This is a genomic window from Noviherbaspirillum humi (assembly GCF_900188095.1).
Taxonomy (GTDB): domain Bacteria; phylum Pseudomonadota; class Gammaproteobacteria; order Burkholderiales; family Burkholderiaceae_D; genus Noviherbaspirillum; species Noviherbaspirillum humi.
This window is the reverse complement of the sequence record NZ_FZOT01000001.1, coordinates 13,304-33,794: the sequence shown is the minus strand read 5'-3', so window position 1 is coordinate 33,794 and position 20,491 is coordinate 13,304. Positions and strand designations below refer to the sequence as shown.

Here is a 20,491-nt window from a genome sequence, read left to right as displayed (position 1 = left end):
CGGGCGCGGGCGGCATTGCGGTGGTCAGTCGTTCTTGATGACGATGCTGGGAAACTTGCTGGTCATGTCCTTCGCCTTCTCCGCCACCTTGACGGCGATGCGGCGGGCGATGGCTTTGTAGATGTCGGCGACCTTGCCGTCCGGATCGGCGACCACCGTCGGGCGGCCGGAATCGGCCTGCTCGCGGATCGACATGGTCAGCGGCAGGGAGCCGAGGAAGTCCACGCCGAAGTCGCTGCACATCTTTTCGCCGCCGCCCTGGCCGAAGATATGCTCCGCATGGCCGCAGTTGGAGCAGACGTGGATGCTCATGTTCTCTACCACGCCGAGGATGGGAATGCCCACCTTCTCGAACATCTTCAGGCCCTTGCGCGCATCCAGCAGGGCGATGTCCTGCGGCGTGGTGACGATCACCGCGCCGGTCACCGGCACCTTTTGCGACAGCGTGAGCTGAACGTCGCCGGTGCCGGGCGGCATGTCGACGATGAGGTAGTCGAGGTCGCGCCAGTTGGTCTGCTCCAGCAGCTGCTGCAGGGCCTGGGTCACGATCGGGCCGCGCCACACCATCGGCTCGTCCGGATCGATCATGAAGCCGATCGACGATACCTGCAGGCCATGGTTCTCCAGCGGTTCCATGGTCTTGCCGTCCAGGGTCTCCGGCCGGCCGGAGATGCCCATCATGGTCGGCTGCGACGGGCCGTAGATGTCGGCGTCGAGGATGCCGACCTGGGCGCCCTCGGCGGCCAGCGCCAGCGCCAGGTTGGCGGCGGTGGTGGACTTGCCGACGCCGCCCTTGCCGGAGGCAACGGCGATGATGTTCTTCACCGTCGGCAGCAGCTTCACGCCGCGCTGCACGGTATGGGCAATGATCTTGCTGTAGACGTTGGCGCTGACGTTGCCGGCGCCGTCGATCCTGCGCACAGCGGCGATCACGGATTTGCGGATGGCATCTATCTGGCTTTTCGCCGGGTAACCCAGTTCGATGTCGAGCATGACGTCGGCGCCGTCGACCTTGATGTTCCTGGCCGACTTCGACGTAACGAAATCCTTGCCGGTATTCGGGTCGAGGACTTCGGACAGCGCCGCCTTGACGGCTTCAACGGTGATGCTCATTGCTTCTCCTCATATTGATTGGCGCTAAGTCTAAACCAAGTCCATCCGGTTCTGCTGACAGGCTGCGCCAATAGCGGGTCATGGTTGGCTGCCGCATACAGCTCTTGTCGGAAGGACAATTCGCGATGGCGCCAAAAGGCCGTCACACTTGTTATATAGGCAGCGGCCGGCCGTTTGGCAATGCGCCATCCTTGGACACGCAAGCGGCGCGCGGCATACAATGCATTGTTCGAAGTAATGCGCCGGCTTGTCCGCCGCACCGCTCCCTGACCCGCCATGACTGAAAAAGTAATACCGCTCGCCGACCATCGCTATGCCAACCAGGTGCCGGTCATTCCCGAGCGCCTGGAGGCGCCGACCGGCCGCCTGGCCGACGCCTTCGCGCGTCCGCTGCGGGACCTGCGCATCTCGGTCACCGACCGCTGCAATTTCCGCTGCGTCTACTGCATGCCGAAGGAAGTGTTCGACAGCAGCTATACCTTCCTGCCGCAGAGTTCGCTGCTGTCGTTCGAGGAGATCACCCGCATCGCCGCCATCGCGGTGTCGCACGGCGTGGAAAAGATCCGCCTGACCGGCGGCGAGCCGCTGCTGCGCAAGCACGTCGAAACGCTGATCGCGTCCCTGAGCGCGCTGCGCACGCCCCAGGGCAAGCCGCTCGACCTGACCCTGACCACCAACGGCTCGCTGCTGCGCAAGAAGGCCCAGGCCTTGCGCGACGCCGGCCTGCGCCGCGTCACCGTCTCGCTCGACGCCCTCGACGACGCGGTCTTCAAGCGCATGAACGACGTCGATTTCTCGGTGGAGCAGGTGCTGGACGGCATCGAAGCGGCGCACGAGGCCGGCCTCGGCCCGATCAAGGTCAACATGGTGGTCAAGCGCGGCTGGAACGATGACCAGATCCTGCCGATGGCGCGCTACTTCAGGAACACGCCCTTCGTGCTGCGCTTCATCGAGTACATGGATGTCGGCTCCTCCAACGGCTGGCGCATGGACGAGGTGATTCCCTCCGCCGAGGTGATCCGCCGCATCGGCGCCGAGATGCCGCTGGAGAAGGCGGCGCCGACCGCCGTCGGCGAAACCGCCGAGCGCTGGCGCTACCGCGACGGCAGCGGCGAGGTCGGCGTCATCTCCAGCGTCACCCAGGCCTTCTGCGGCGACTGCAACCGCGCCCGGCTCTCCACCGAGGGCAAGCTGTACACCTGCCTGTTCGCCACCGGCGGCCACGACCTGCGCGCCCTGCTGCGCGGCGGCCGCAGCGACGAGGAGATCGCCACCGTGCTGGCGCACATCTGGCGCGCCCGCGACGACCGCTATTCGGCCCTGCGCACCAGCCAGACCGCCGACCTGCAGCGGCCGCTGCGCAAGGTGGAGATGTCCTACATCGGTGGCTGAGCGCCGCGGCGAACGCCGATCGCATCACCGAGAACAACAACCCCAAGGATTCAGGGCGGAAACCAATGAGCATCGACATCGAACAGATCAGCGGCGTCATCCTCGCCGGCGGGCGCGGCTCGCGCATGGGCGGGGTGGAGAAGGGCCTGCAGCAGTTCCGCGGCGCACCCATGGTGCTGCACGTCATCATGCGCCTGTCGCCGCAGGTCGGCCTCCTGATGATCAACGCCAACCGCAACCTCGCTCCCTATGAAAGCTTCGGCTTTCCGGTGTGGCCGGATCAGATGGGCGGATTCGAGGGACCGCTGGCCGGCCTGCAGACCGGCCTCGCGCACTGCGAAACCGAGTACCTGGTGACGGCGCCCTGCGATTCGCCGTTCCTGCCGGAAGACCTGGTGCAGCGCCTGGCCGATGGCCTGGTGAGCGAACAGGCCGACCTGGCGGTGGCCGTCACCGGCGAAGGCGAGTCGCGCCAGCCGCATCCGGTGTTCTGCCTGCTGAAGTCCTCGCTGCTGCCGTACCTCACCCTGTTCCTGCAGGAAGGCGGACGCAAGATCGATGCGTGGTACTGCTCGCTGAAGGTGGCCGAGGTGCGCTTCGAGGACGAAGACGCCTTCCGCAATATCAACACCATCGAGGAACTGCGCCGCTACGAGGCGTCTTGAACAGCCGGTCCTTTTCTGGCTTCAGTCATTAAGGCTCCGTAAGACGAAAACGATGAATCCACGTCGGGTCCACGAACTGATGACCGCGCATTTTCCGCGTGTCGAATTAGTCACCTTGAATTGGGTGAACGTGCTTGAGGCTGACGGTATAGTCCGAAGGGAAGTCCTCGGCGGGCTGATTGACGAGTTCATTCACACAACTGACATTCTCGTTGAAGTAAACCGGAAGTTCGGGGACCTCAAGCCAAGGAATGAAGTGATTCCATACGTGCAGCAGCATATTGGCAAGGGCCAAATCCGGATAGCTGGTCGAGACTTCCACGGATATGTGCTGATTGGGATGAACGGTGTAGCCGCTGGCTGGTCGTCTACTTAGCCCTCACTGCAAATGCCGCCATCACGATCGAAATTTCTACCTATGCATGCAGCCATTCGCCGATGCATGTCGTTGCCGGCTTAGTTTCTTTTCTTTAACCGGTCTCATAGAACACGGCAAGCCAGACAGTATTCACCTCCGGCTTTGTCCACTCCACCCGGTGCCGCCGGCGCGCGGCGATGCTCACGTGGCAGCCCGGCGTCAGGCGCAGCGGCTCCGGGCGGTCCTCGAAGCGCAGCAGCGCCTCGCCTTCCAGCAGCATCACCCACTCATGCTCCTCCTGGTCGTACCAGAAGCCGGGCGGCGAGGCATGGCCGCGCGAGACGATACGCTCGATGCGGGTGCGGCCGCCGGCGGCCAGCGTCGTGAAAAGCTCCTGCGGCAGGTCCGCCGGGAGGCCGTCGTCGATGCGATCACAGGCCATTCTGCTTCCTTCGATCAAGTTCTTGGTTCTCATGCCACACAAAGTAAACCGGCGGAAATGAATGCGCCCGCCCGCCATGCAGGCTTCATCGACGTGGATTATGCTGTGCATGTGTGGTTCGCGCGGTGGCAAAGCGCGCCTTCATCGCCGCACGATGTTGGCGCCGCGAAGCCTTGCCGCCGCAGCGCCCGCAGCACAGAAAGGAGCATACATGGCCTTCATCCTGCCCCCGTCCTTTGAGCGCGACGGGCTCATGCCGCATGCATCGCATCCGGAACTGCTGTGGGCCCAGGCCACATCGGATGGCCTGATCGCGCTGGCCTGCTTTTCCATCCTGCTGGCGCTGATGCTGTTCCTGCGCCGCCGCCACGACCTGCAGTTCGGCCGTTTCCTCAGCCTGTTCTCGTTCTTCATCCTGGCTGTCGGCGTCAGCCAGCTGGTCTCGCTCTGGACGCTGTGGCATCCGGTGCCCTGGCTGCAGATCGGCGCTCGCGCGGTGGAGGCGCTGGCGGCACTGGCCGCCGCCGCGTCGCTCTGGCTGATCCTGCCGCGCGCCCTCGGCTGGCCGAGCAACGCCCAACTGCGCGAGGCGGTGCAGCGGCTGGAAGTCGAGGTTCGCGACCGCAAGCAAGCAGAGGAGGCGCTGCGCCGCTCGCAGGCGATGCTGCGCGAACTGGCCGACTACCGTGACCGCATCCGCGAGGACGAGCGCAAGCGCATTGCGCGCGAGATCCACGATGACCTCGGCCAGAACCTGCTGGCGCTGCGGCTCGACGTCGCCAGCCTGCATGCCCGCACCGCCCGCAGCCACCGGCGGCTGCATCAGAAGGTCGGCGTGGTGCTCGACTGCATCGATACGACGATAAAGTCCATTCGCAACATCATGAACAACTTGAGACCGGCCGTGCTGGATCTTGGCCTGAAGGCCGCCATCGAATGGCAGGTGCACGAGTTTCGGCGCGCCAGCGGCATCGAATGCGAGCTGGCGGTCGACGACCAGAGCGGCACCCGGGACGCGGAGGGCCTCCTGAGCGACGAACAGGCCACCGCCATCTTCCGCGTGCTGCAGGAATCGCTCACCAACATCCGGCGCCATGCCCAGGCCAGCCATGTGGACATTGCGCTGCGCATCACGCCGGCATCGCTGCAGCTGGATGTCACCGACAATGGCGTCGGCATGTATCCGAATGACCGGCGCAAGGCGCATCGCTTCGGCCTGCTCGGCATGGAGGAGCGCATGGCCATCCTCGGCGGCCATTTGCAGATCGACAGCAGTCCCGGCCACGGCACCCGCGTCCAGCTCGGCATTCCGCTGCAGCCGGCGGCGACCGAGCCGCTGATCGACCAGCGGCACGGCGAAGGGCTGCGGCTGCGGCCGGCGGTGAATCAGTAAGCCGGCGCGACCGAACCGCCGGCCCTGCCGGAACGCAACGGAATCTTTTTTCGGAAGAGCATCTCAAACCGGACATGGCTCCGATTCCCGGGGCTTACCGGGATACGCTTCATGACCGATCGATCCGCCGCCGACTCCGCCGCCCCTGCCGCCCTTGCCGAAGAGCCGGTCCAGGCCGCCCGCCTGGTCGGCCTGCGCTACGTCACCGACAGCCAGCCCGGCATTTCCCGCCAGCGCGCCGGCGACGGCTTCCGCTATCTCGATGCCGATGGCGCCGTCATTCGCGACGAAGACACCCTGGCCCGCATCCGCGCGCTGGCGATCCCGCCGGCCTGGACCGATGTCTGGATCTGCGCCCGCGACAACGGCCATCTGCAGGCCACCGGCCGGGACGCCAAGGGCCGCAAGCAGTATCGCTACCATTCGCGCTGGCGCAGCGTGCGCGACGACGCCAAGTACGGCCGCATGATCCAGTTTGGCCAGGCATTGCCGGCCATCCGCCAGCGCGTGGATGCGGCGCTGAAGCTGCCCGGCCTGCCGCGGGAAAAGGTGTTGGCGACGGTAGTGCACCTGCTGCAGGCGACGATGATGAGGATAGGCAACGAGGAATATGCGCGCAGCAATAAATCCTTCGGCCTGACCACGCTGCGCAACCGCCATGTGAAGGTGGAAGGCAGCCAGGTGGAGTTCCGCTTCCGCGGCAAGAGCGGGGTGCGCCACGAGATCCACATCGACGATCCGCGCCTGGCGAAGATCGTGCGCCGCTGCCGCGACTTGCCGGGGCAGGAACTGTTTCAGTATGTCGACGACGACGGCGAGCGCCGCAGCGTCGATTCATCCGACGTCAACGACTACCTGCGCGAGATCACCGGCGAGGATTTCACCGCCAAGGATTTCCGCACCTGGTCCGGCACCATGCTGGCGGCGCTGGCGCTGCAGGAGTACGAGAAGTTCGATTCCGATGCCCAGGCCAAGAAGAACGTGGTGCGCGCCATTGAGAGCGTGGCCGAGCGCCTGGGCAACACGCCGTCCGTATGCCGCAAGTGCTATGTGCATCCGGGCGTGATCGAATCCTACCTGGACGGCACCATGCTGGAAGCGCTGCGCGAGCGGGCGCGGGAAGAACTGCAGGAAGACCTGCATGCGCTGAAGCCGGAAGAGGCAGCGGTGGTCGGACTGCTGCAGCAGCGCCTGCAATCGGCCAGCCCGGCGCCGGCGAAACGCCCATCGGCGAAACGCAAGGCGCCAAGCGGCCGGGCCGCGCGCACGGCATCGGCGGCGCGTGCCTGAGCCACTGGATAAGAAGCGGGCTAAGGTGTCATAATCGGGTATTGCATTATTCCAACCTGAAAGCGCCGCATGATCCTCGAACTCGCCGACATCCGCGTACAGCCCGAAAAGCAGGAAGAATTCGACGCCGCCATCCAGCGCGGCGTGGAGCAGGTGATTGCCAAGGCCAAGGGCTTCTGCGGTTACAAGATCAACAAGGGCATCGAGTCTCCCGGCCGCTACCTGCTGATGATTTTCTGGGAAACCCTGGAGAACCATACCGTGGACTTCCGCGGCTCGCCCGCCTTCCAGGAGTGGCGCGCCATCGTCGGCCCGTACTTCCTCGCGCCGCCGGCGGTGGAGCATTTCACCCTGCTGGCGAAATCCAGCTGAGCCGGGGCGCACAGGCGACTTAATTCCGACGTCCTATGATGCCCGACCATTTCGATCTCCTGCATCTGATACTGCTGGCGCTGGTGCTGGTGGCCGGCGTGGCCGCCGCCGTGCCGGGCCTGCAGGCGCGCCGCCGCGCCGTCCGCGAGCAGGCCGGCAACGATGCCGTCAGGGATGCCATCATCGAGTATTTCCGGCGCAGCGGCGTCACCGTGGCCGCCGCCTGCATGCGCCTGCCCGGCAGCAGCCGGCTGACGGCGGTGATCGAATCGGAGCCGATGAAGCGCTTCCGCCTGTCGCACATCATCGAGATGACGCTGCGCGACCATGTGCGCAAGACCTGCGGCCTGGAACTGGACAAGGTCTACTGGCGCTTCCCGATCAAGGAAGCCACGCAGGCCACGCATGCAAGCGAAGCCGAGGGCAAGGAGCCCAACGGCGACGACTACATCAACGAAGGGCTGGAGCACTACAAATACATTCCCAAGATGGAAGCGACCGAGCTTTCGTGGGAACACTTCGAGCAGGCCACGGCGACCGTCCAGCCGGCCAAGCCGGAAGGCGGCCCGGCCGACGACGCGCAAAAGTAATTTTCTCCCTCCCGCATCTCCCGTTCCGGCGCGCGCCGGAACCGTGCCTGCCTCCCCCGGGCGCGGAACCCTGTCAGAAAATCATTGACTAAACGTTACCCCATGATCTGAGCTGGTCAGCGACCGGCTGTGTGGTTTCAATGATCCGCCGGCCCCAGCCTGCATCGGGCGATGGCCGGCATGACGGAGGAGAAACATGCAAGGTCAAGCCAGCAGTCCGAGCCAGCCAGCGATGGCTGCCCGCGCGTCGCACCCCGTTCCGGGCGACGCCTCCCCATCCTTCCACGTGCAGCCGGTGCACCGGCACCAGCCTTCCGGCGCCGAGCGCAGCGCCCAGATGGCGACGGCCCTCGGTTGGTTCAGCATCGGCATCGGCCTGGCCCAGCTGCTGGCGCCGCACCGCCTGTCGCAGGCCATCGGCGCGCCGCAGAAGCCGAACCTGATGCGCGCCCTCGGCGCGCGTGAAATTGCCAGCGGCGTCGGCATCCTGTCCCAGCGCCGGCCCACCGGCTTCCTCTGGTCGCGGGTGTTGGGCGATGCCATGGACCTGGCGCTGCTGGCGGCTGCGGCCAGGCGCGCGGTCGGCTCCGAGCGCTCCCGGGTCGGCCTGGCGACGGCGGCAGTGGCCGGCGTGGCGGTGCTGGACATGCTCTCCAGCCTGCAGCAGACCCAGCTGCCCGGCACCAGCGAGAACTACACCGCCACCGGCGCCATCCATCTGGAGAAGGTCATCACCGTCAACAAGTCGCCGGACGAGTGCTACCGCTTCTGGCGCAATTTCGAAAACTTCCCGCGCTTCATGCAGCACCTGGAATCGGTGCAGGACGTCGGCGGCAACCGCTCGCGCTGGCGCGCCAAGGCGCCGGCCGGCACCAGCGTCGAATGGGAGGCGGAAATCACCGTCGACCAGCCGGGCGACATGCTGGCCTGGCGCTCGCTGGAAGGCTCCACCGTGGACAATGCCGGCACCATCAGCTTCGAGCGCGCGCCCGGCGGACGCGGCACCATCGTCCGCGTCGAGCTGCAATACCATCCGCCGGGCGGCAAGGCCGGCGCCATGGTCGCCAAACTGTTCGGCGAAGAGCCGGCGATGCAGATCGACGAAGACCTGCGCCGCTTCAAGCAGCTGATCGAAACCGGAGAAATCCCCACCACCGTCGGCCAGCCGGCCGGACCGCGCAGCCCGATGACGCGCCTGATCGCCAGGAAAGGAGCACCAGGATGAAAGCCAACTGCTGGATGGGCAAGAACGATGTGCAGGTCGTGAACGTTCCCGACCCGCAGATCCTGAACCCGCGCGATGCCATCGTGAAGATCACCTCGACCGCGATCTGCGGCTCCGACCTGCATCTCTACGACGGCTTCATTCCGACCATGGAAAAGGGCGACATCCTCGGCCATGAATTCATGGGCGAGATCGTCGAGCTCGGCAGCGAGGTGAACAACCTGAAGGTGGGCGACCGGGTGGTGGTGCCGTTTCCGATCGCCTGCGGCCACTGCTACTTCTGCGACGAAAAGCTGTACTCGGTGTGCGAGAACTCGAACCCGAACGCCTGGATGGCGGAAAAGATGTGGGGTCATTCCACCGCCGGCATCTTCGGCTACTCCCACCTCACCGGCGGCTATGCCGGCGGACAGGCCGAATATGCGCGGGTGCCGTATGCCGACGTCGGCCCGATCAAGGTGCCGGACGGCATGACCGACGAGCAGGTGCTGTTCCTGTCCGACATCCTGCCCACCGGCTGGATGGCGGCGGAGCAGTGCGACATCCGCCCCGGCCACGTGGTAGCGGTATGGGGCTGCGGCCCGGTCGGCCAGTTCGCCATTCAGAGCGCCTTTCTGCTCGGCGCCGAACGCGTCATCGCCATCGACCGCATTCCGGAGCGGCTGCGCCTGGCGCGCGAGCACTCCAAGGCCGAGACGCTGAACTACGAGGAAGTGAACGTGCTTGAGGCGCTCAAGCACATGACCGGCGGGCGCGGCCCGGACGCCTGCATCGACGCCGTCGGCATGGAAGCGCACGGCCTCGGCCTGGCGGCGATGTACGACAAGGTGAAGGCGGCGATGATGATGGAAACCGAACGTCCGACGGCGCTGCGCGAAGCCATCATGGCGGTGCGCAACGGCGGCGTGGTGTCGATTCCCGGCGTCTACGGCGGCTTCGCCGACAAGGTGCCGCTCGGCTCCATCATGAACCGCTCGCTCACCATTCGCACCGGCCAAACCCATGTGCAGCGCTACATGCGGCCCCTGCTGGAGCGCATCCAGCGCGGCGAGTTCGACCCGGCCTTCATCATCACCCACCGCCTGCCGCTGCACGACGCCCCGCAGGCCTACGAAACCTTCAAGCACAAGCAGGATGAGTGCATCAAGGTGGTGCTGAAGCCTTAGCCGTCGAATTCGCGGCCAGTCGTTTCCTGCGGCGCAGGAGGGCGCCCACGACCCTGGGCGTCGCCTGCATCGCCGGGCGCTCGATCAGGCGGAAGGTGGCGTAGCACAGCACCACCAGCGGCACGGCCATGGCCGTCACGGCGCGCCAGTGGCCGATTGCGTAAGCCGGCGCGCCGAGGCCTGGCAAAGGCGCCGCCCGCAAGCCGATGTACAGCAGGAAGCCGTGCAGCAGATAGATGCTGTATCCCATGTCGCCGATCAGTTGTATCGGCTGCCACGTCAGGACGCCGAACAGCGTATTGCCGCAGGCGATGAGGGTGAATGCGACGGTCAGCAATGCCGTCGTGGTGGTGTTGAAGGCGCCTGGCGACAGGTGCACCGCCAGCCCGAGGCAGGCGAGCGCCAGCAGGCTGGCGGCCGTGCCGCGCGCCAAGGCGCAAAAGCGCGGCGATTGCGCGCAAAGCGCGGCCAGGATGCCGCCGCCGAAAACCGCCAGGTAGCTGAAGTCGCTGCCGCGCATGAGCATCACGATCACGGCGCAGGCCAGCAGGCTGGCGAGCACCACGCGCCGTGGCGGCGTCACGCCGATGACCAGGCCGATGAGCGGCAGCGCCGCATAGAACAGCCACTCGTAAGCCAGCGACCAGACCACCCCGGCATCGATGACGAAGGTGAGCTTCATCCCGTTCAGGTCCGGGTTTCCGGCGACCCCGAAGCTCAGCCAGCGCAAAACTTCATTCAATAGCCTCGGCCAGGGTTCATTCAGCCGGAAGCCGGTTTGCGCCGCCACTGCCGCAAACAGCAGCAGCATCGAAAACAGATACAGCGGAAACAGCCGCAGGACGCGCGACACATACAGGTGCAGCCAGTCGATGGGCTTGTGGCGGCCGGCGAGCAGCTTGGAGAAGAACAGGAACCCGGTGATCATGAAGAACAGCGCCACGCTGGATTCGCCAAGGTGGTTGTACAGGTGCGAGGGAGGCTCATCCCATTTGCCGCTCTGGCGGTAGAGGTACCACATCGAGGCATGGTGCAGGAACACGCCGAGAACCAGCAGGCCGCGCAGCCCGTCGAGGGAGGCGAAGCGCCCCGGCGCCTGCCCGGGTGCTTCAAGAAAACGCGCCAGTACGGCAGCGGCCAGTATGGCCAGCAGCGATATCCCCAGCGCGAAGATCGGATGGAAAGCGGATAAGCCATGCCCCATGGTCAGCGAGCCTTTCTTGCCAATATCCGGACGGACACGTGCGCGGGCAAACAGTTCGGCGGCTTTGCTGCGCTGATGCGCGGGCACAAGGTATGGGCGCCGGCTTGCGCCGATCATCAGCCGGCGGAATGTCGAGATGAGCGAGGCGGCACTGCCGCGCGGGCGAACGGCATGACGCTTGAAGCGCCTGCGCCGCCGCTGCAGGGCATCCGCTTTTGCCTGATTTCGCTTGCCGCCTGAATACCCATCATGCGCTTGGGCGTTCCCGGTTTGGCGGCGAGGGCAGCGTGTCGAGAAGACGAACGAAATTACGGCGCCGCTTGTATTCGATGCGCAGGCTGGTGACGTAGCCCTCGAACTCTTCTTCCCGGTCCCGTGCCGCCATCAGCGCTTCAAGGCGGCGCAACAGCAGCAGTGCTTCGGCGTAGGCCGCTTCGCCCCCTTCCTCGGCCAGGTCGGCGATGATCCGGGTGTACAGTTCCAGCGCCCGCTCCGGCATGGCGGGCGAAAGTCGCCCGGCCAGCGCCACCAGCAGCGCGCGTCGGCAATCGCCGGCCATGGCTGCCGACCAGGCGCCCTCCAGGTCCGCTTCCCACAAGGCGATTTCCAGCCGCAGCGATTGGTTCGGCGACACATAGCGCTGGCGCCGCCGGCTGGTTCTGCGCGCCAGGTCCAGGGCGAGTGTCTCGATCCACTCAAGCGCGCGCTGCCGCGTCTTCCTCCAGGACCGCAGCACCGTCGCCACCCGCTTCAGCTCGCCGTAGCGCTGCAGCGTCGGATAGGTTTCGAACATGCGCCAGGCCAGTGCTAGCGCCCGGCCGCGATCGCGGCTGGCGAGATAGGCGTCGATTAGGAAGTCCGCCAGGCGGCTGTCCGGATGGTCGGCGAAGGCGTCCAGGCCGCGCTCGGCCCACGTCAGGGCTTCCTCCCGGCGGCCGGCGGCTTGGCAGAGTTGCGCCAGTTCGAGATAGCGGTAGGAGGCGGACAGGTCGCGGCTGGCGAGCGCGATCAGGCGCTCGACGTCGGCACCCGCCTGCGCCAATTGCCGCAGCAGGGCGTCGAGGCGCTGCCGGCGCGGGCCGGGGTGACTGGCGCCGGTAATGGCCAGCCGCTCCCACTCCGCTTCCACCATGGCCACATAAGGTCGCAGGCCGGCTTTGCCGAGCGCCCTGCGGTAGGCCGCCGGATCGAGATGCCAGTCGGCCAGGGGCAGAGCGAGAGTCAGGCGGAACAGGCGCTCCGCCAGCGCCGCGGGTGGCGGCTTGGCGGCGAGGCAGGCATGCAGATGCAGTTCGCCGATGCGCCGCAGCGCCGCACCGAGGGGCATACCGGCATCGTGCAACTGCGGCGCGACATGGGCCGCCTGTGCCATCGCCTGTTCCGCCAATGCCATCGCTTGCGGCGCCGCTTCCGGCGGCATCATGCCCAGGGCGGCGGCGAACGTCTCCAGCCGAACGGCAAGTTCGGCGGGGGCAAGACGCTCATGGATGTCGAGAAGGGGAGGGCTGATGGCGGCTGCCGCGCTGTCCGCCTGCCTGGCGGACAGCGGTTCGGAAGGAAAAGCGGCGCGGGACGTGGCTGCCTGAGGGGGCATAAGAACTTTGCAGGCGGCGCGGGCGAAGCCGGCCGCCGGTACGGCAGGAATCAGGCGTAGACGATCGCCGCGATCACGCCCGCGATCAGCGCCAGCTTGGTGATCTGGTACACCGTCTTGTTCCACTTCTTGAAGCGGCGGCGATACTGTCCGGCGGACCAGAAGAAGCGGAAGATGCGGTTGATGCCGCCGGTCTGGTCGCCGGTCTCGTTGGGCGAGCTGGCGGCGGTCATCATGGTGCGGCCGAGGAACTTGTTGATGCCCTGCGCCCAGCGGAAGCGCATCGGCCGCTCGACGTCGCAGAACAGGATGACGCGGTCGCCCTCGCTGGTGTTCTGCGCCCAGTGGATGAAGGTTTCGTCGAAGATCACGCCTTCGCCGTCGCGCCAGCTGTAACGCTGGCCGTCGACCTCGATGAAGCAGCGGTCGTCGTTCGGCGTCGACAGGCCGAGGTGGTAGCGCAGCGAGCCGGCATACGGATCGCGGTGCGGGTTGAGCTTGGCGCCCGGCGGCAGCTCGGCGAACATCGCCGCCTTCACGTTCGGGATCTGCTTCAGCAGCGCCACCGTCTTCGGGCAGAAGCGTTCCGCCGACGGATGGCTGGCGTCGTACCACTTCAGGTAGAAGCGCTTCCAGCCGGTCTTGAAGAAAGAATTGAAGCCGGCATCGTCATTTTTCTCGGCGGCGCGGATCTTTTGCATCGCGATCAGGGCCAGCGCCTCGTTGCGGATCATCTCCCAGTTTTCCTGCAGCGGCTTGAGCTCGGGAAACTCCGAGGTCGGCAGGTAGGGGCGACGCGACGACACCCGGGAGAACAGGTGCATGAAGAAGTTGATCGGCACCATGAAGGTGGAGTGATCGAACATCTGGCGGAAGAAAGGCAGGCGCGCCCGGCCGCGCAGATGCACGTAGGCGACGGAGAAGAGGTAGATCGAGACGACGGCCCATTTCATGGCGGGATTCCGGCAATGCTGTAAAGACGCCGATTTTACCCGCTTTGAACGGTTGCGCCCGCATCCTCCGGGAAGGAATGCGGGCGCGTGACAGGCTGGCAATGTCATTCGTGCCATGCCGCCGGGGCGGCATGACGGAGTGCCATCAGCGGCTGATCGGCTTGTAGCGGATGCGCTTGGGCTTGGCGCCTTCTTCGCCGAGACGCTTCTTCTTGTCGGCTTCATATTCCTGGTAATTGCCGTCGAAGAAGACCACCTGCGATTCGCCTTCGAAAGCCAGGATGTGGGTGGCGATGCGGTCCAGGAACCAGCGGTCGTGGCTGATCACCATCACGCTGCCGGCGAACTCCAGCAGCGCGTCTTCCAGCGCGCGCAGGGTTTCGACGTCGAGGTCGTTCGACGGCTCGTCCAGCAGCAGCACGTTGCCGCCCATGAGCAGGGTCTTGGCCAGGTGCAGGCGGCCGCGCTCGCCGCCGGACAGGTTGCCGACGACCTTCTGCTGGTCGCTGCCCTTGAAGTTGAAGCGGCCGAGGTAGGCTCGCGACGGCATCTCAAAGCGGCCCACGGTGAGCAGGTCGGCGCCGTTGGATACGTCCTCGAACACCGTCTTCTTGTTGTCGAGTTCGTTGCGCGACTGGTCCACCAGCGACAGGCGCACCGTCGGTCCGATCACCACCTCGCCGCTGTCCGGCTGTTCCTTGCCGGCGATCATGCGGAACAGGGTCGATTTGCCGGCGCCGTTGGGGCCGATGATGCCGACGATGGCGCCGGCCGGCACCTTGAAGCTGAGGTTGTCGATCAGCAGGCGGTCGCCGTAGCCCTTGGAGACGTTCTTGAACTCGATCACCTCATTGCCCAGGCGCTCCGCCACCGGGATGAAGATTTCCTGGGTCTCGTTGCGCTTCTGGTACTCGAATTCGGACAGCTCGTTGAAGCGGGCCAGGCGCGCCTTGCTCTTGGCCTGCCGTCCCTTGGGGTTCTGCCGCACCCACTCCAGTTCCTTCTTCAGCGCCTTCTGCCGCGCCGACTCGCTCGACTCTTCCTGCTTCAGGCGATTTTCCTTCTGCTCCAGCCAGGAACTGTAGTTGCCTTTCCAGGGGATGCCATGGCCGCGGTCCAGCTCCAGGATCCATTCGGCGGCATTGTCGAGGAAGTAGCGGTCGTGGGTGATGCCGACCACGGTGCCGGGGAAGCGCTGCAGGAACTGCTCCAGCCAGTCCACCGATTCGGCATCCAGGTGGTTGGTCGGCTCGTCCAGCAGCAGCATGTCGGGCTTGGACAGCAGCAGGCGGCACAGCGCCACGCGGCGCTTCTCGCCGCCGGACAGGTGGCCGATCTTGGCATCCCAGGGCGGCAGGCGCAGCGCGTCGGCGGCCTGCTCCAGCTGCTGCTCGACGTTGTTGCCGTCGCTGGCGGCGATGATGGCTTCCAGCCGCGCCTGCTCGTTGGCTAGGGCGTCGAAGTCGGCGTCCGGCTCGGCATAGGCGGCGTACACCGCATCGAGCTTGGCGCGCGCCTCGAAGACTTCGCCCAGCGCCGATTCCACCGCCTGGCGCACGGTCTGCTCGGCATCCAGCTGCGGCTCCTGCGGCAGGTAGCCGATGTTCAGGTTCGGCATGGGGACGGCTTCGCCCTCGATGTCCTTGTCGATGCCGGCCATGATCTTGAGCAGGGTCGACTTGCCGGAGCCGTTCAGGCCGAGCACGCCGATCTTGGCGCCGGGGAAGAAGGAGAGGGAAATGTCCTTGAGGATCTGGCGCTTGGGCGGGACGATTTTGCCCACGCGGTTCATGGTGTAGACGTATTGAGCCATAGAAAGTCGTGAAGACGGGGTGAAGACAGGAATGCAAGCATAACCGATCACGCATGCGATGGTGACGGCCTGCGGAACCGGAAGGCAGCGCTGGCCGGCATCGACTGCAAACGGGACCGCACCTGACCGCTGGGCGTCGACGTGAAGAAAGCACGGCTCCGCGGCGACGCGATCCCGGCATCACCCGCGCCGTTATCGGCAAGGGCAATGCGGACCCGCTGCCGATCAGGGTCGGCTGCCGCTCCCGAATGGATTGCGCGGATGACTGCAGGGGCTCGGCCTGCCGGGCCTGCATGGGCAGGGGTGTTCGGACGACCGCCTTTTTGCTTACGACGCCTGGCGCAGACGCGTCGCCTGGCGCTGCCACACGCCTTCCGCCGAGTACACCGCCAGCGCGCACCAGATCAGCGCGAAGCCGGCGAGGCGCGCCCCGCCGAACGGTTCATGATAGAGCCAGACGCCGAGCAGCAATTGCAGGGTCGGGCCGATGTACTGCAGCAGGCCGAGCACCGACAGCGGAATGCGGCGCGCGCCGGCGGCGAACAGCAGCAGCGGGATCGCGGTGATCGGGCCGGCCGCCGCCATCAGCAGCTGGGTCGCCAGCGGCGCCTGCGCGAAATGCGTCTGGCCTTGCCAGCTCAGCCAGAGCAGCATCGCCAGCGCCAGCGGCGCCACCAGCAGGGTTTCCAGCGCCAGGCCTTCGAGCGGACCGAGCACCGCGGTCTTGCGCAGCAGGCCATAGAGTCCGAAGGTCGCCGCCAGCGACAGTGCGATCCATGGCAACTGGCCGCCGATCCAGGTCAGCCACAGCACGCCGGCGGCGGCCAGCGCGATCGCCAGCCATTGCACCGGCCGCATGCGCTCGCCCAGCACCACATAGCCGAGCAGGACGTTCACCAGCGGATTGATGAAGTAGCCGAGGCTGGCATCCACCACGCGGCCGTTGTTCACCGCCCAGACATAGACGAACCAGTTGGACGACAGCAGCAGCGAACTGGCGAGGAAGCCCGCCACCAGCTTCGGCCGGCGCAGCGCCTGGCCGAGCCAGGTCCATTGCCGCCGCGCCGCCAGCACGATGAAGAGGAAGGCCAGCGACCACAGCATGCGGTGCGGCACCAGCTCGATCGAGGGAATGGCTTGCAGGGATTTGAAGTAGACCGGAAAGGCGCCCCAGATGACATAGGCGAGGGCGGCGTAGAGCATTCCTAGTTGCATGGGGTGGACAAGAGGCTGGCGCGGCGATGAAGCCGCCTATTATCCCAGCAATCCGGATACGGCGCGGATACGGCGATGCCGCGCCGCAAGCCAGGCGCAAGAACGGCGCCGTGCCTACATGTTCCGCCGGTACTGCCCGCCCACCTCGAACAGCGCATCGGTGATCTGCCCCAGCGAGCAGACCCGCACCGCGTCCATCAGCGTGGCGAACACATTCTCGTCGCGGATCACCGCCTGCTGCAGCTTGGCGAGCATGGCCGGCGCCTCGGCCGTGTGGCGCGCCTGGAAGTCGGCCAGGCGCCGCAGCTGCGACTGCTTCTCTTCCTCGGTCGATCGCGCCAGCTCCAGCGCCTGCGGCACCGGGTCGCCCTTGGGATTGCGGAAGGTGTTGACGCCGATGATGGGCAGCGTGCCGTCGTGCTTCAAGTGCTCGTAATGCATCGACTCTTCCTGGATCTTGCCGCGCTGGTAGCCGGTCTCCATCGCGCCCAGCACGCCGCCGCGCTCGGCGATGCGCTCGAATTCCTGCAGCACCGCTTCCTCCACCAGGTCGGTCAGCTCCTCGATGATGAAGGAACCCTGGTTCGGGTTCTCGTTCTTCGCCAGGCCCCACTCGCGGTTGATGATGAGCTGGATGGCGAGCGCGCGCCGCACCGATTCGTCGGTCGGCGTGGTGATCGCCTCGTCGTAGGCATTGGTGTGCAGGGAATTGCAATTGTCGTAGATGGCGATCAGCGCCTGCAGCGTGGTGCGGATGTCGTTGAAGTCGATTTCCTGCGCATGCAGCGAGCGGCCGGACGTCTGGATGTGGTACTTCAGTTTCTGGCTGCGCTCGTTGGCGCCGTACTTGTCGCGCATGGCCACCGCCCAGATGCGGCGCGCCACCCGGCCGAGCACGGTGTACTCCGGGTCCATGCCGTTGGAGAAGAAGAACGACAGGTTGGGCGCGAAATCGTCGATGTGCATGCCGCGCGCCAGATAGGCTTCGACGAAGGTGAAGCCATTGGACAGAGTGAAGGCGAGCTGCGAGATCGGATTCGCGCCGGCCTCGGCGATGTGATAGCCGGAGATCGACACCGAATAGAAATTGCGCACGCCGTGCTCGACGAAATAGGCCTGGATGTCGCCCATCACCTTGAGCGAGAACTCGGTGGAGAAGATGCAGGTGTTCTGGCCCTGGTCTTCCTTCAGGATGTCGGCCTGCACCGTGCCGCGCACGTTCTGCAGCACCCAGGCGCGGATCTGTGCCGCCTCCTGCGCGTTGGGTTCGCGGCCGTTGTCGGCGCGGAAGCGCGCCAGGCGCTGGTCGATGGCGGTGTTCATGAACATCGCCAGGATGGTCGGCGCCGGGCCGTTGATGGTCATCGACACCGAAGTGGCCGGATCGCACAGGTCGAAGCCGTCGTACAGCACCTTCATGTCGTCCAGCGTGGCGATGGAAACGCCGGAGTTGCCGATCTTGCCGTAGATGTCCGGCCGCAGCGCCGGGTCGGCGCCGTACAGGGTGACCGAGTCGAAGGCGGTCGACAGGCGCTTGGCCGGCATGCCTTCCGACACCAGCTTGAAGCGGCGGTTGGTGCGGAAGGGATCGCCCTCGCCGGCGAACATGCGGGTCGGGTCCTCGTTCTCGCGCTTGAAGGGGAACACGCCGGCGGTATAGGGGAAGGCTCCGGGGACGTTTTCCCGCATCAGCCAGCGCAGGATCTCGCCGTGGTCTTCGAACTTCGGCAGCGACACCTTGCGGATGGTATTGCCGGACAGGGTCTGGTAGGTAAGGCGGGTACGGATTTCCTTGTCGCGGATCTTGACGATGTGCTCGTCGCCGGCATAGGTGGATTGGAGGGCGGGCCAACTTGAGAGGAGGTGTTTTGCGGACGGATCGAGTTGGCTCTCGCGATCCTCGATGAGCCTGCCAAGCGCTTTGTCAGTCCCTTCCTCTTCAAGGGGAAGGTTAGGATGGGGAAGGGTTTCGGGTGAGGCACCAAAAGAAGCGTTGAAATGCGCTACCGGTGCTGCGCCACCGAACCCCATCCCCGCCCCATCCCTCCCCTTGAAAGGGAGGGCTTCCTGAAGCATCCGCCTCGCTTCCACCAGCTGCTGCCTTTCCCTTGCCAGCCGCACCTGCTGCCGCACCTTGCCGTGATACCCCCGCACCGTATCCGCGATCTCCGCCAGATAGCGCGCCCGCGCCGGCGGCACGATGGCATTCTTGCCGGAAGAGAAGCGCACATCTGCTTTTTCCAGCCTGCCCGGCCCAGCCTTCAGCCCGAGCTCCGCCAGCCGTGGCAGCAGTCCCTGGTACAGCGCCGTCACCCCATCATCGTTGAAGCGCGACGCCTGGGTGCCGAACACCGGCATCTCCTCCGGCCGCCTGCTCCACAGCTCGCGGTTGCGCTGGTATTGCTTGGCGACGTCGCGCAGCGCATCCTGGGCGCCCTTGCGGTCGAACTTGTTGATCGCCACGAAGTCGGCGAAGTCGAGCATATCGATCTTTTCCAGCTGCGAGGCGGCGCCGAACTCGGGCGTCATCACGTACATCGAAACATCGACATGCGGCACGATGGCCGCGTCGCCCTGGCCGATGCCGGAGGTCTCGACGATCACCAGGTCGAAGCCGGCCACCTTGCACGCGGCAATCACGTCCGGCAATGCCTGCGAGATTTCGGAGCCGGCTTCGCGCGTGGCGAGCGAGCGCATGAACACCCGCGCCTGGCCGTTCCAGGGCGCGATCGCATTCATGCGGATGCGGTCGCCGAGCAGGGCGCCGCCCGACTTGCGCCGCGACGGGTCGATGGAAATGACGGCGATGTGCAGGGCGTCGTCCTGGTCGAGGCGGATGCGGCGGATCAGCTCGTCGGTCAGCGAGGACTTGCCGGCGCCGCCGGTGCCGGTGATGCCGAGCACCGGCGCGGCGATGCCGTCGGCCAGCTTGTGCAGCTCCGCCTTCAGGCCGGCATCGGCGCTGCCGTTCTCCAGGGCGGTGATGAGACTGGCCAGAGGGCGCTGACGCGTCGGCATGTCGCCCTCGCGCAGCGGCGCCAGGTCGCGCGGCGCGTGCAGCGACAAGTCGGCGTCGCAAGCCTGGATCATGGACAGGATCATGCCGTTCAGGCCCATGCGCTGCCCGTCCTCCGGGCTGAAGATGCGCGCCACGCCGTAGGCATGCAGCTCGGCGATCTCGGCCGGCACGATGACGCCGCCGCCGCCGCCGAACACCTTGATGTGGGCGCCGCCGCGCTGCCTGAGCAGGTCGACCATGTACTTGAAGTACTCCACATGCCCGCCCTGGTAGCTGGAGACGGCGATGCCCTGCGCGTCCTCCTGCAGGGCGGCGGTGACGATCTCCTCCACCGAGCGGTTGTGGCCGAGGTGGATCACCTCGGCGCCATTGGCCATCAGGATGCGCCGCATGATGTTGATGGAGGCGTCATGACCGTCGAACAGGGAGGCGGCGGTGACGAATCGCACCTTGTTGACGGGCTTGTAGTCGGTGAGCTGCTTGGCAACGGAGAGATCGGTCATGGCGTTTCCTGTTGAAGCGAGGCGGCGGGTAGGTTCGTGCGTACGGTAGCTTACGTTAACGTTAACGTCAAGGCGCGGGCGGCGGCTTGATCGGGCGGAAGTCGGTCGGCGCGATGCCGGCGAAAGGGCGACGAGAGATTGCCGGATGGCAGGCCGGAAAGACCTTTTGGCGCCCGCGGGTGCG

General features: G+C 66.0%; 18 protein-coding genes. 9 read left to right on the top strand and 9 right to left on the bottom strand.

The features are described from left to right. Window positions 1-24 precede the first annotated feature (24 nt). Entirely contained in the window at window positions 25-1,113 is a 1,089-nt protein-coding gene (gene apbC, locus CHB88_RS00170) for an iron-sulfur cluster carrier protein ApbC (protein ID WP_089397276.1), read from the bottom strand. A gap of 276 nt (window positions 1,114-1,389) precedes the next feature. Here apbC and moaA point away from each other — a divergent pair, with 276 nt between their 5' ends. Then, window positions 1,390-2,505: a GTP 3',8-cyclase MoaA gene (gene moaA, locus CHB88_RS00165; protein WP_089397275.1), complete on the top strand. Its 1,116-nt coding sequence runs from the start codon at window positions 1,390-1,392 to the stop codon at window positions 2,503-2,505. A gap of 65 nt (window positions 2,506-2,570) precedes the next feature. Then, window positions 2,571-3,170, top strand: coding sequence for a molybdenum cofactor guanylyltransferase MobA (gene mobA, locus CHB88_RS00160; RefSeq protein ID WP_176442271.1), 600 nt, complete (start codon window positions 2,571-2,573; stop codon window positions 3,168-3,170). A 106-nt stretch (window positions 3,171-3,276) separates the two neighbouring features. On the opposite strand, the gene CHB88_RS24095 is transcribed toward mobA, so the two are convergent. Together CHB88_RS24095 and CHB88_RS00150 are read right to left on the bottom strand one after the other, a co-directional pair. Continuing rightward, window positions 3,277-3,492 (bottom strand): hypothetical protein, encoded by a 216-nt coding sequence (locus tag CHB88_RS24095; protein ID WP_143131085.1) that lies wholly within the window; start codon window positions 3,490-3,492, stop codon window positions 3,277-3,279. A 148-nt stretch (window positions 3,493-3,640) separates the two neighbouring features. Continuing rightward, window positions 3,641-3,970 (bottom strand): cupin domain-containing protein, encoded by a 330-nt coding sequence (locus CHB88_RS00150; protein ID WP_089397273.1) that lies wholly within the window; start codon window positions 3,968-3,970, stop codon window positions 3,641-3,643. Between the two features lie 211 nt (window positions 3,971-4,181). Between CHB88_RS00150 and CHB88_RS00145 the strand changes: the two genes are divergently transcribed. The 6 genes from CHB88_RS00145 (at window position 4,182) to CHB88_RS00120 (ending at window position 10,006) form a co-directional block, all read left to right on the top strand. Then, a complete protein-coding gene (locus tag CHB88_RS00145) occupies window positions 4,182-5,363 on the top strand; it encodes a sensor histidine kinase (protein WP_245844608.1) in 1,182 nt (393 codons plus the stop codon). 111 nt (window positions 5,364-5,474) lie between these two features. After that, entirely contained in the window at window positions 5,475-6,653 is a 1,179-nt protein-coding gene (locus CHB88_RS00140) for a DNA topoisomerase IB (RefSeq protein ID WP_089397271.1), read from the top strand. Window positions 6,654-6,722: 69 nt separating this feature from the next. Further along, entirely contained in the window at window positions 6,723-7,025 is a 303-nt protein-coding gene (locus CHB88_RS00135; protein WP_089397270.1) for an antibiotic biosynthesis monooxygenase family protein, read from the top strand. A 35-nt stretch (window positions 7,026-7,060) separates the two neighbouring features. Next, the gene (locus CHB88_RS00130) at window positions 7,061-7,615 is read left to right on the top strand and encodes a hypothetical protein (protein ID WP_089397269.1); all 555 of its coding nucleotides are present in this window, start codon (window positions 7,061-7,063) and stop codon (window positions 7,613-7,615) included. A gap of 196 nt (window positions 7,616-7,811) precedes the next feature. Then, window positions 7,812-8,840: an SRPBCC family protein gene (locus CHB88_RS00125; RefSeq protein ID WP_089397268.1), complete on the top strand. Its 1,029-nt coding sequence runs from the start codon at window positions 7,812-7,814 to the stop codon at window positions 8,838-8,840. Then, window positions 8,837-10,006: a zinc-dependent alcohol dehydrogenase gene (locus CHB88_RS00120; RefSeq protein ID WP_089397267.1), complete on the top strand. Its 1,170-nt coding sequence runs from the start codon at window positions 8,837-8,839 to the stop codon at window positions 10,004-10,006. Before CHB88_RS00125 ends, CHB88_RS00120 begins: the two co-directional genes overlap by 4 nt. On the opposite strand, the gene CHB88_RS00115 is transcribed toward CHB88_RS00120, so the two are convergent. Further along, window positions 9,984-11,210, bottom strand: a complete 1,227-nt coding sequence (locus CHB88_RS00115) for an acyltransferase family protein (RefSeq protein WP_176442270.1) — start codon at window positions 11,208-11,210, stop codon at window positions 9,984-9,986. The genes CHB88_RS00120 and CHB88_RS00115 overlap by 23 nt on opposite strands. On the opposite strand from CHB88_RS00115, the gene CHB88_RS24980 reads away from it, so the two are divergent. Then, on the top strand, window positions 11,202-11,450 hold the full coding sequence (locus CHB88_RS24980; protein WP_176442269.1) for a hypothetical protein: 249 nt from the start codon (window positions 11,202-11,204) through the stop codon (window positions 11,448-11,450). The two genes, CHB88_RS00115 and CHB88_RS24980, sit on opposite strands and share 9 nt — an antisense overlap. Window positions 11,451-11,457: 7 nt before the next feature. On the opposite strand, the gene CHB88_RS00110 is transcribed toward CHB88_RS24980, so the two are convergent. From CHB88_RS00110 to CHB88_RS25435, 5 genes are all read right to left on the bottom strand, one after another. Beyond that, a complete protein-coding gene (locus CHB88_RS00110) occupies window positions 11,458-12,804 on the bottom strand; it encodes a hypothetical protein (protein WP_089397265.1) in 1,347 nt (448 codons plus the stop codon). 50 nt (window positions 12,805-12,854) lie between these two features. Continuing rightward, window positions 12,855-13,757, bottom strand: coding sequence for a lipid A hydroxylase LpxO (gene lpxO / locus CHB88_RS00105; protein WP_089397264.1), 903 nt, complete (start codon window positions 13,755-13,757; stop codon window positions 12,855-12,857). 145 nt (window positions 13,758-13,902) lie between these two features. Continuing rightward, complete coding sequence (ettA, locus tag CHB88_RS00100) at window positions 13,903-15,570, bottom strand: energy-dependent translational throttle protein EttA (protein WP_089397263.1); 1,668 nt, start codon at window positions 15,568-15,570, stop codon at window positions 13,903-13,905. Between the two features lie 327 nt (window positions 15,571-15,897). Next, complete coding sequence (gene rarD, locus CHB88_RS00095) at window positions 15,898-16,785, bottom strand: EamA family transporter RarD (RefSeq protein ID WP_089397262.1); 888 nt, start codon at window positions 16,783-16,785, stop codon at window positions 15,898-15,900. A 114-nt stretch (window positions 16,786-16,899) separates the two neighbouring features. Further along, window positions 16,900-20,307: a methylmalonyl-CoA mutase family protein gene (locus CHB88_RS25435; protein ID WP_245844606.1), complete on the bottom strand. Its 3,408-nt coding sequence runs from the start codon at window positions 20,305-20,307 to the stop codon at window positions 16,900-16,902. Window positions 20,308-20,491 lie beyond the last annotated feature (184 nt).

Coding starts and splice junctions, on each gene's coding strand:
- apbC (WP_089397276.1), bottom strand. CDS start 1,113: ATGAGCATCACCGTTGAAGCCGTCAAGGCGGCGCTGTCCGAAGTCCTC.
- moaA (WP_089397275.1), top strand. CDS start 1,390: ATGACTGAAAAAGTAATACCGCTCGCCGACCATCGCTATGCCAACCAG.
- mobA (WP_176442271.1), top strand. CDS start 2,571: ATGAGCATCGACATCGAACAGATCAGCGGCGTCATCCTCGCCGGCGGG.
- CHB88_RS00150 (WP_089397273.1), bottom strand. CDS start 3,970: ATGGCCTGTGATCGCATCGACGACGGCCTCCCGGCGGACCTGCCGCAG.
- CHB88_RS00145 (WP_245844608.1), top strand. CDS start 4,182: ATGGCCTTCATCCTGCCCCCGTCCTTTGAGCGCGACGGGCTCATGCCG.
- CHB88_RS00140 (WP_089397271.1), top strand. CDS start 5,475: ATGACCGATCGATCCGCCGCCGACTCCGCCGCCCCTGCCGCCCTTGCC.
- CHB88_RS00135 (WP_089397270.1), top strand. CDS start 6,723: ATGATCCTCGAACTCGCCGACATCCGCGTACAGCCCGAAAAGCAGGAA.
- CHB88_RS00130 (WP_089397269.1), top strand. CDS start 7,061: ATGATGCCCGACCATTTCGATCTCCTGCATCTGATACTGCTGGCGCTG.
- CHB88_RS00125 (WP_089397268.1), top strand. CDS start 7,812: ATGCAAGGTCAAGCCAGCAGTCCGAGCCAGCCAGCGATGGCTGCCCGC.
- CHB88_RS00120 (WP_089397267.1), top strand. CDS start 8,837: ATGAAAGCCAACTGCTGGATGGGCAAGAACGATGTGCAGGTCGTGAAC.
- CHB88_RS24980 (WP_176442269.1), top strand. CDS start 11,202: ATGCCCCATGGTCAGCGAGCCTTTCTTGCCAATATCCGGACGGACACG.
- CHB88_RS00115 (WP_176442270.1), bottom strand. CDS start 11,210: ATGGGGCATGGCTTATCCGCTTTCCATCCGATCTTCGCGCTGGGGATA.
- CHB88_RS00110 (WP_089397265.1), bottom strand. CDS start 12,804: ATGCCCCCTCAGGCAGCCACGTCCCGCGCCGCTTTTCCTTCCGAACCG.
- lpxO (WP_089397264.1), bottom strand. CDS start 13,757: ATGAAATGGGCCGTCGTCTCGATCTACCTCTTCTCCGTCGCCTACGTG.
- ettA (WP_089397263.1), bottom strand. CDS start 15,570: ATGGCTCAATACGTCTACACCATGAACCGCGTGGGCAAAATCGTCCCG.
- rarD (WP_089397262.1), bottom strand. CDS start 16,785: ATGCAACTAGGAATGCTCTACGCCGCCCTCGCCTATGTCATCTGGGGC.
- CHB88_RS25435 (WP_245844606.1), bottom strand. CDS start 20,307: ATGACCGATCTCTCCGTTGCCAAGCAGCTCACCGACTACAAGCCCGTC.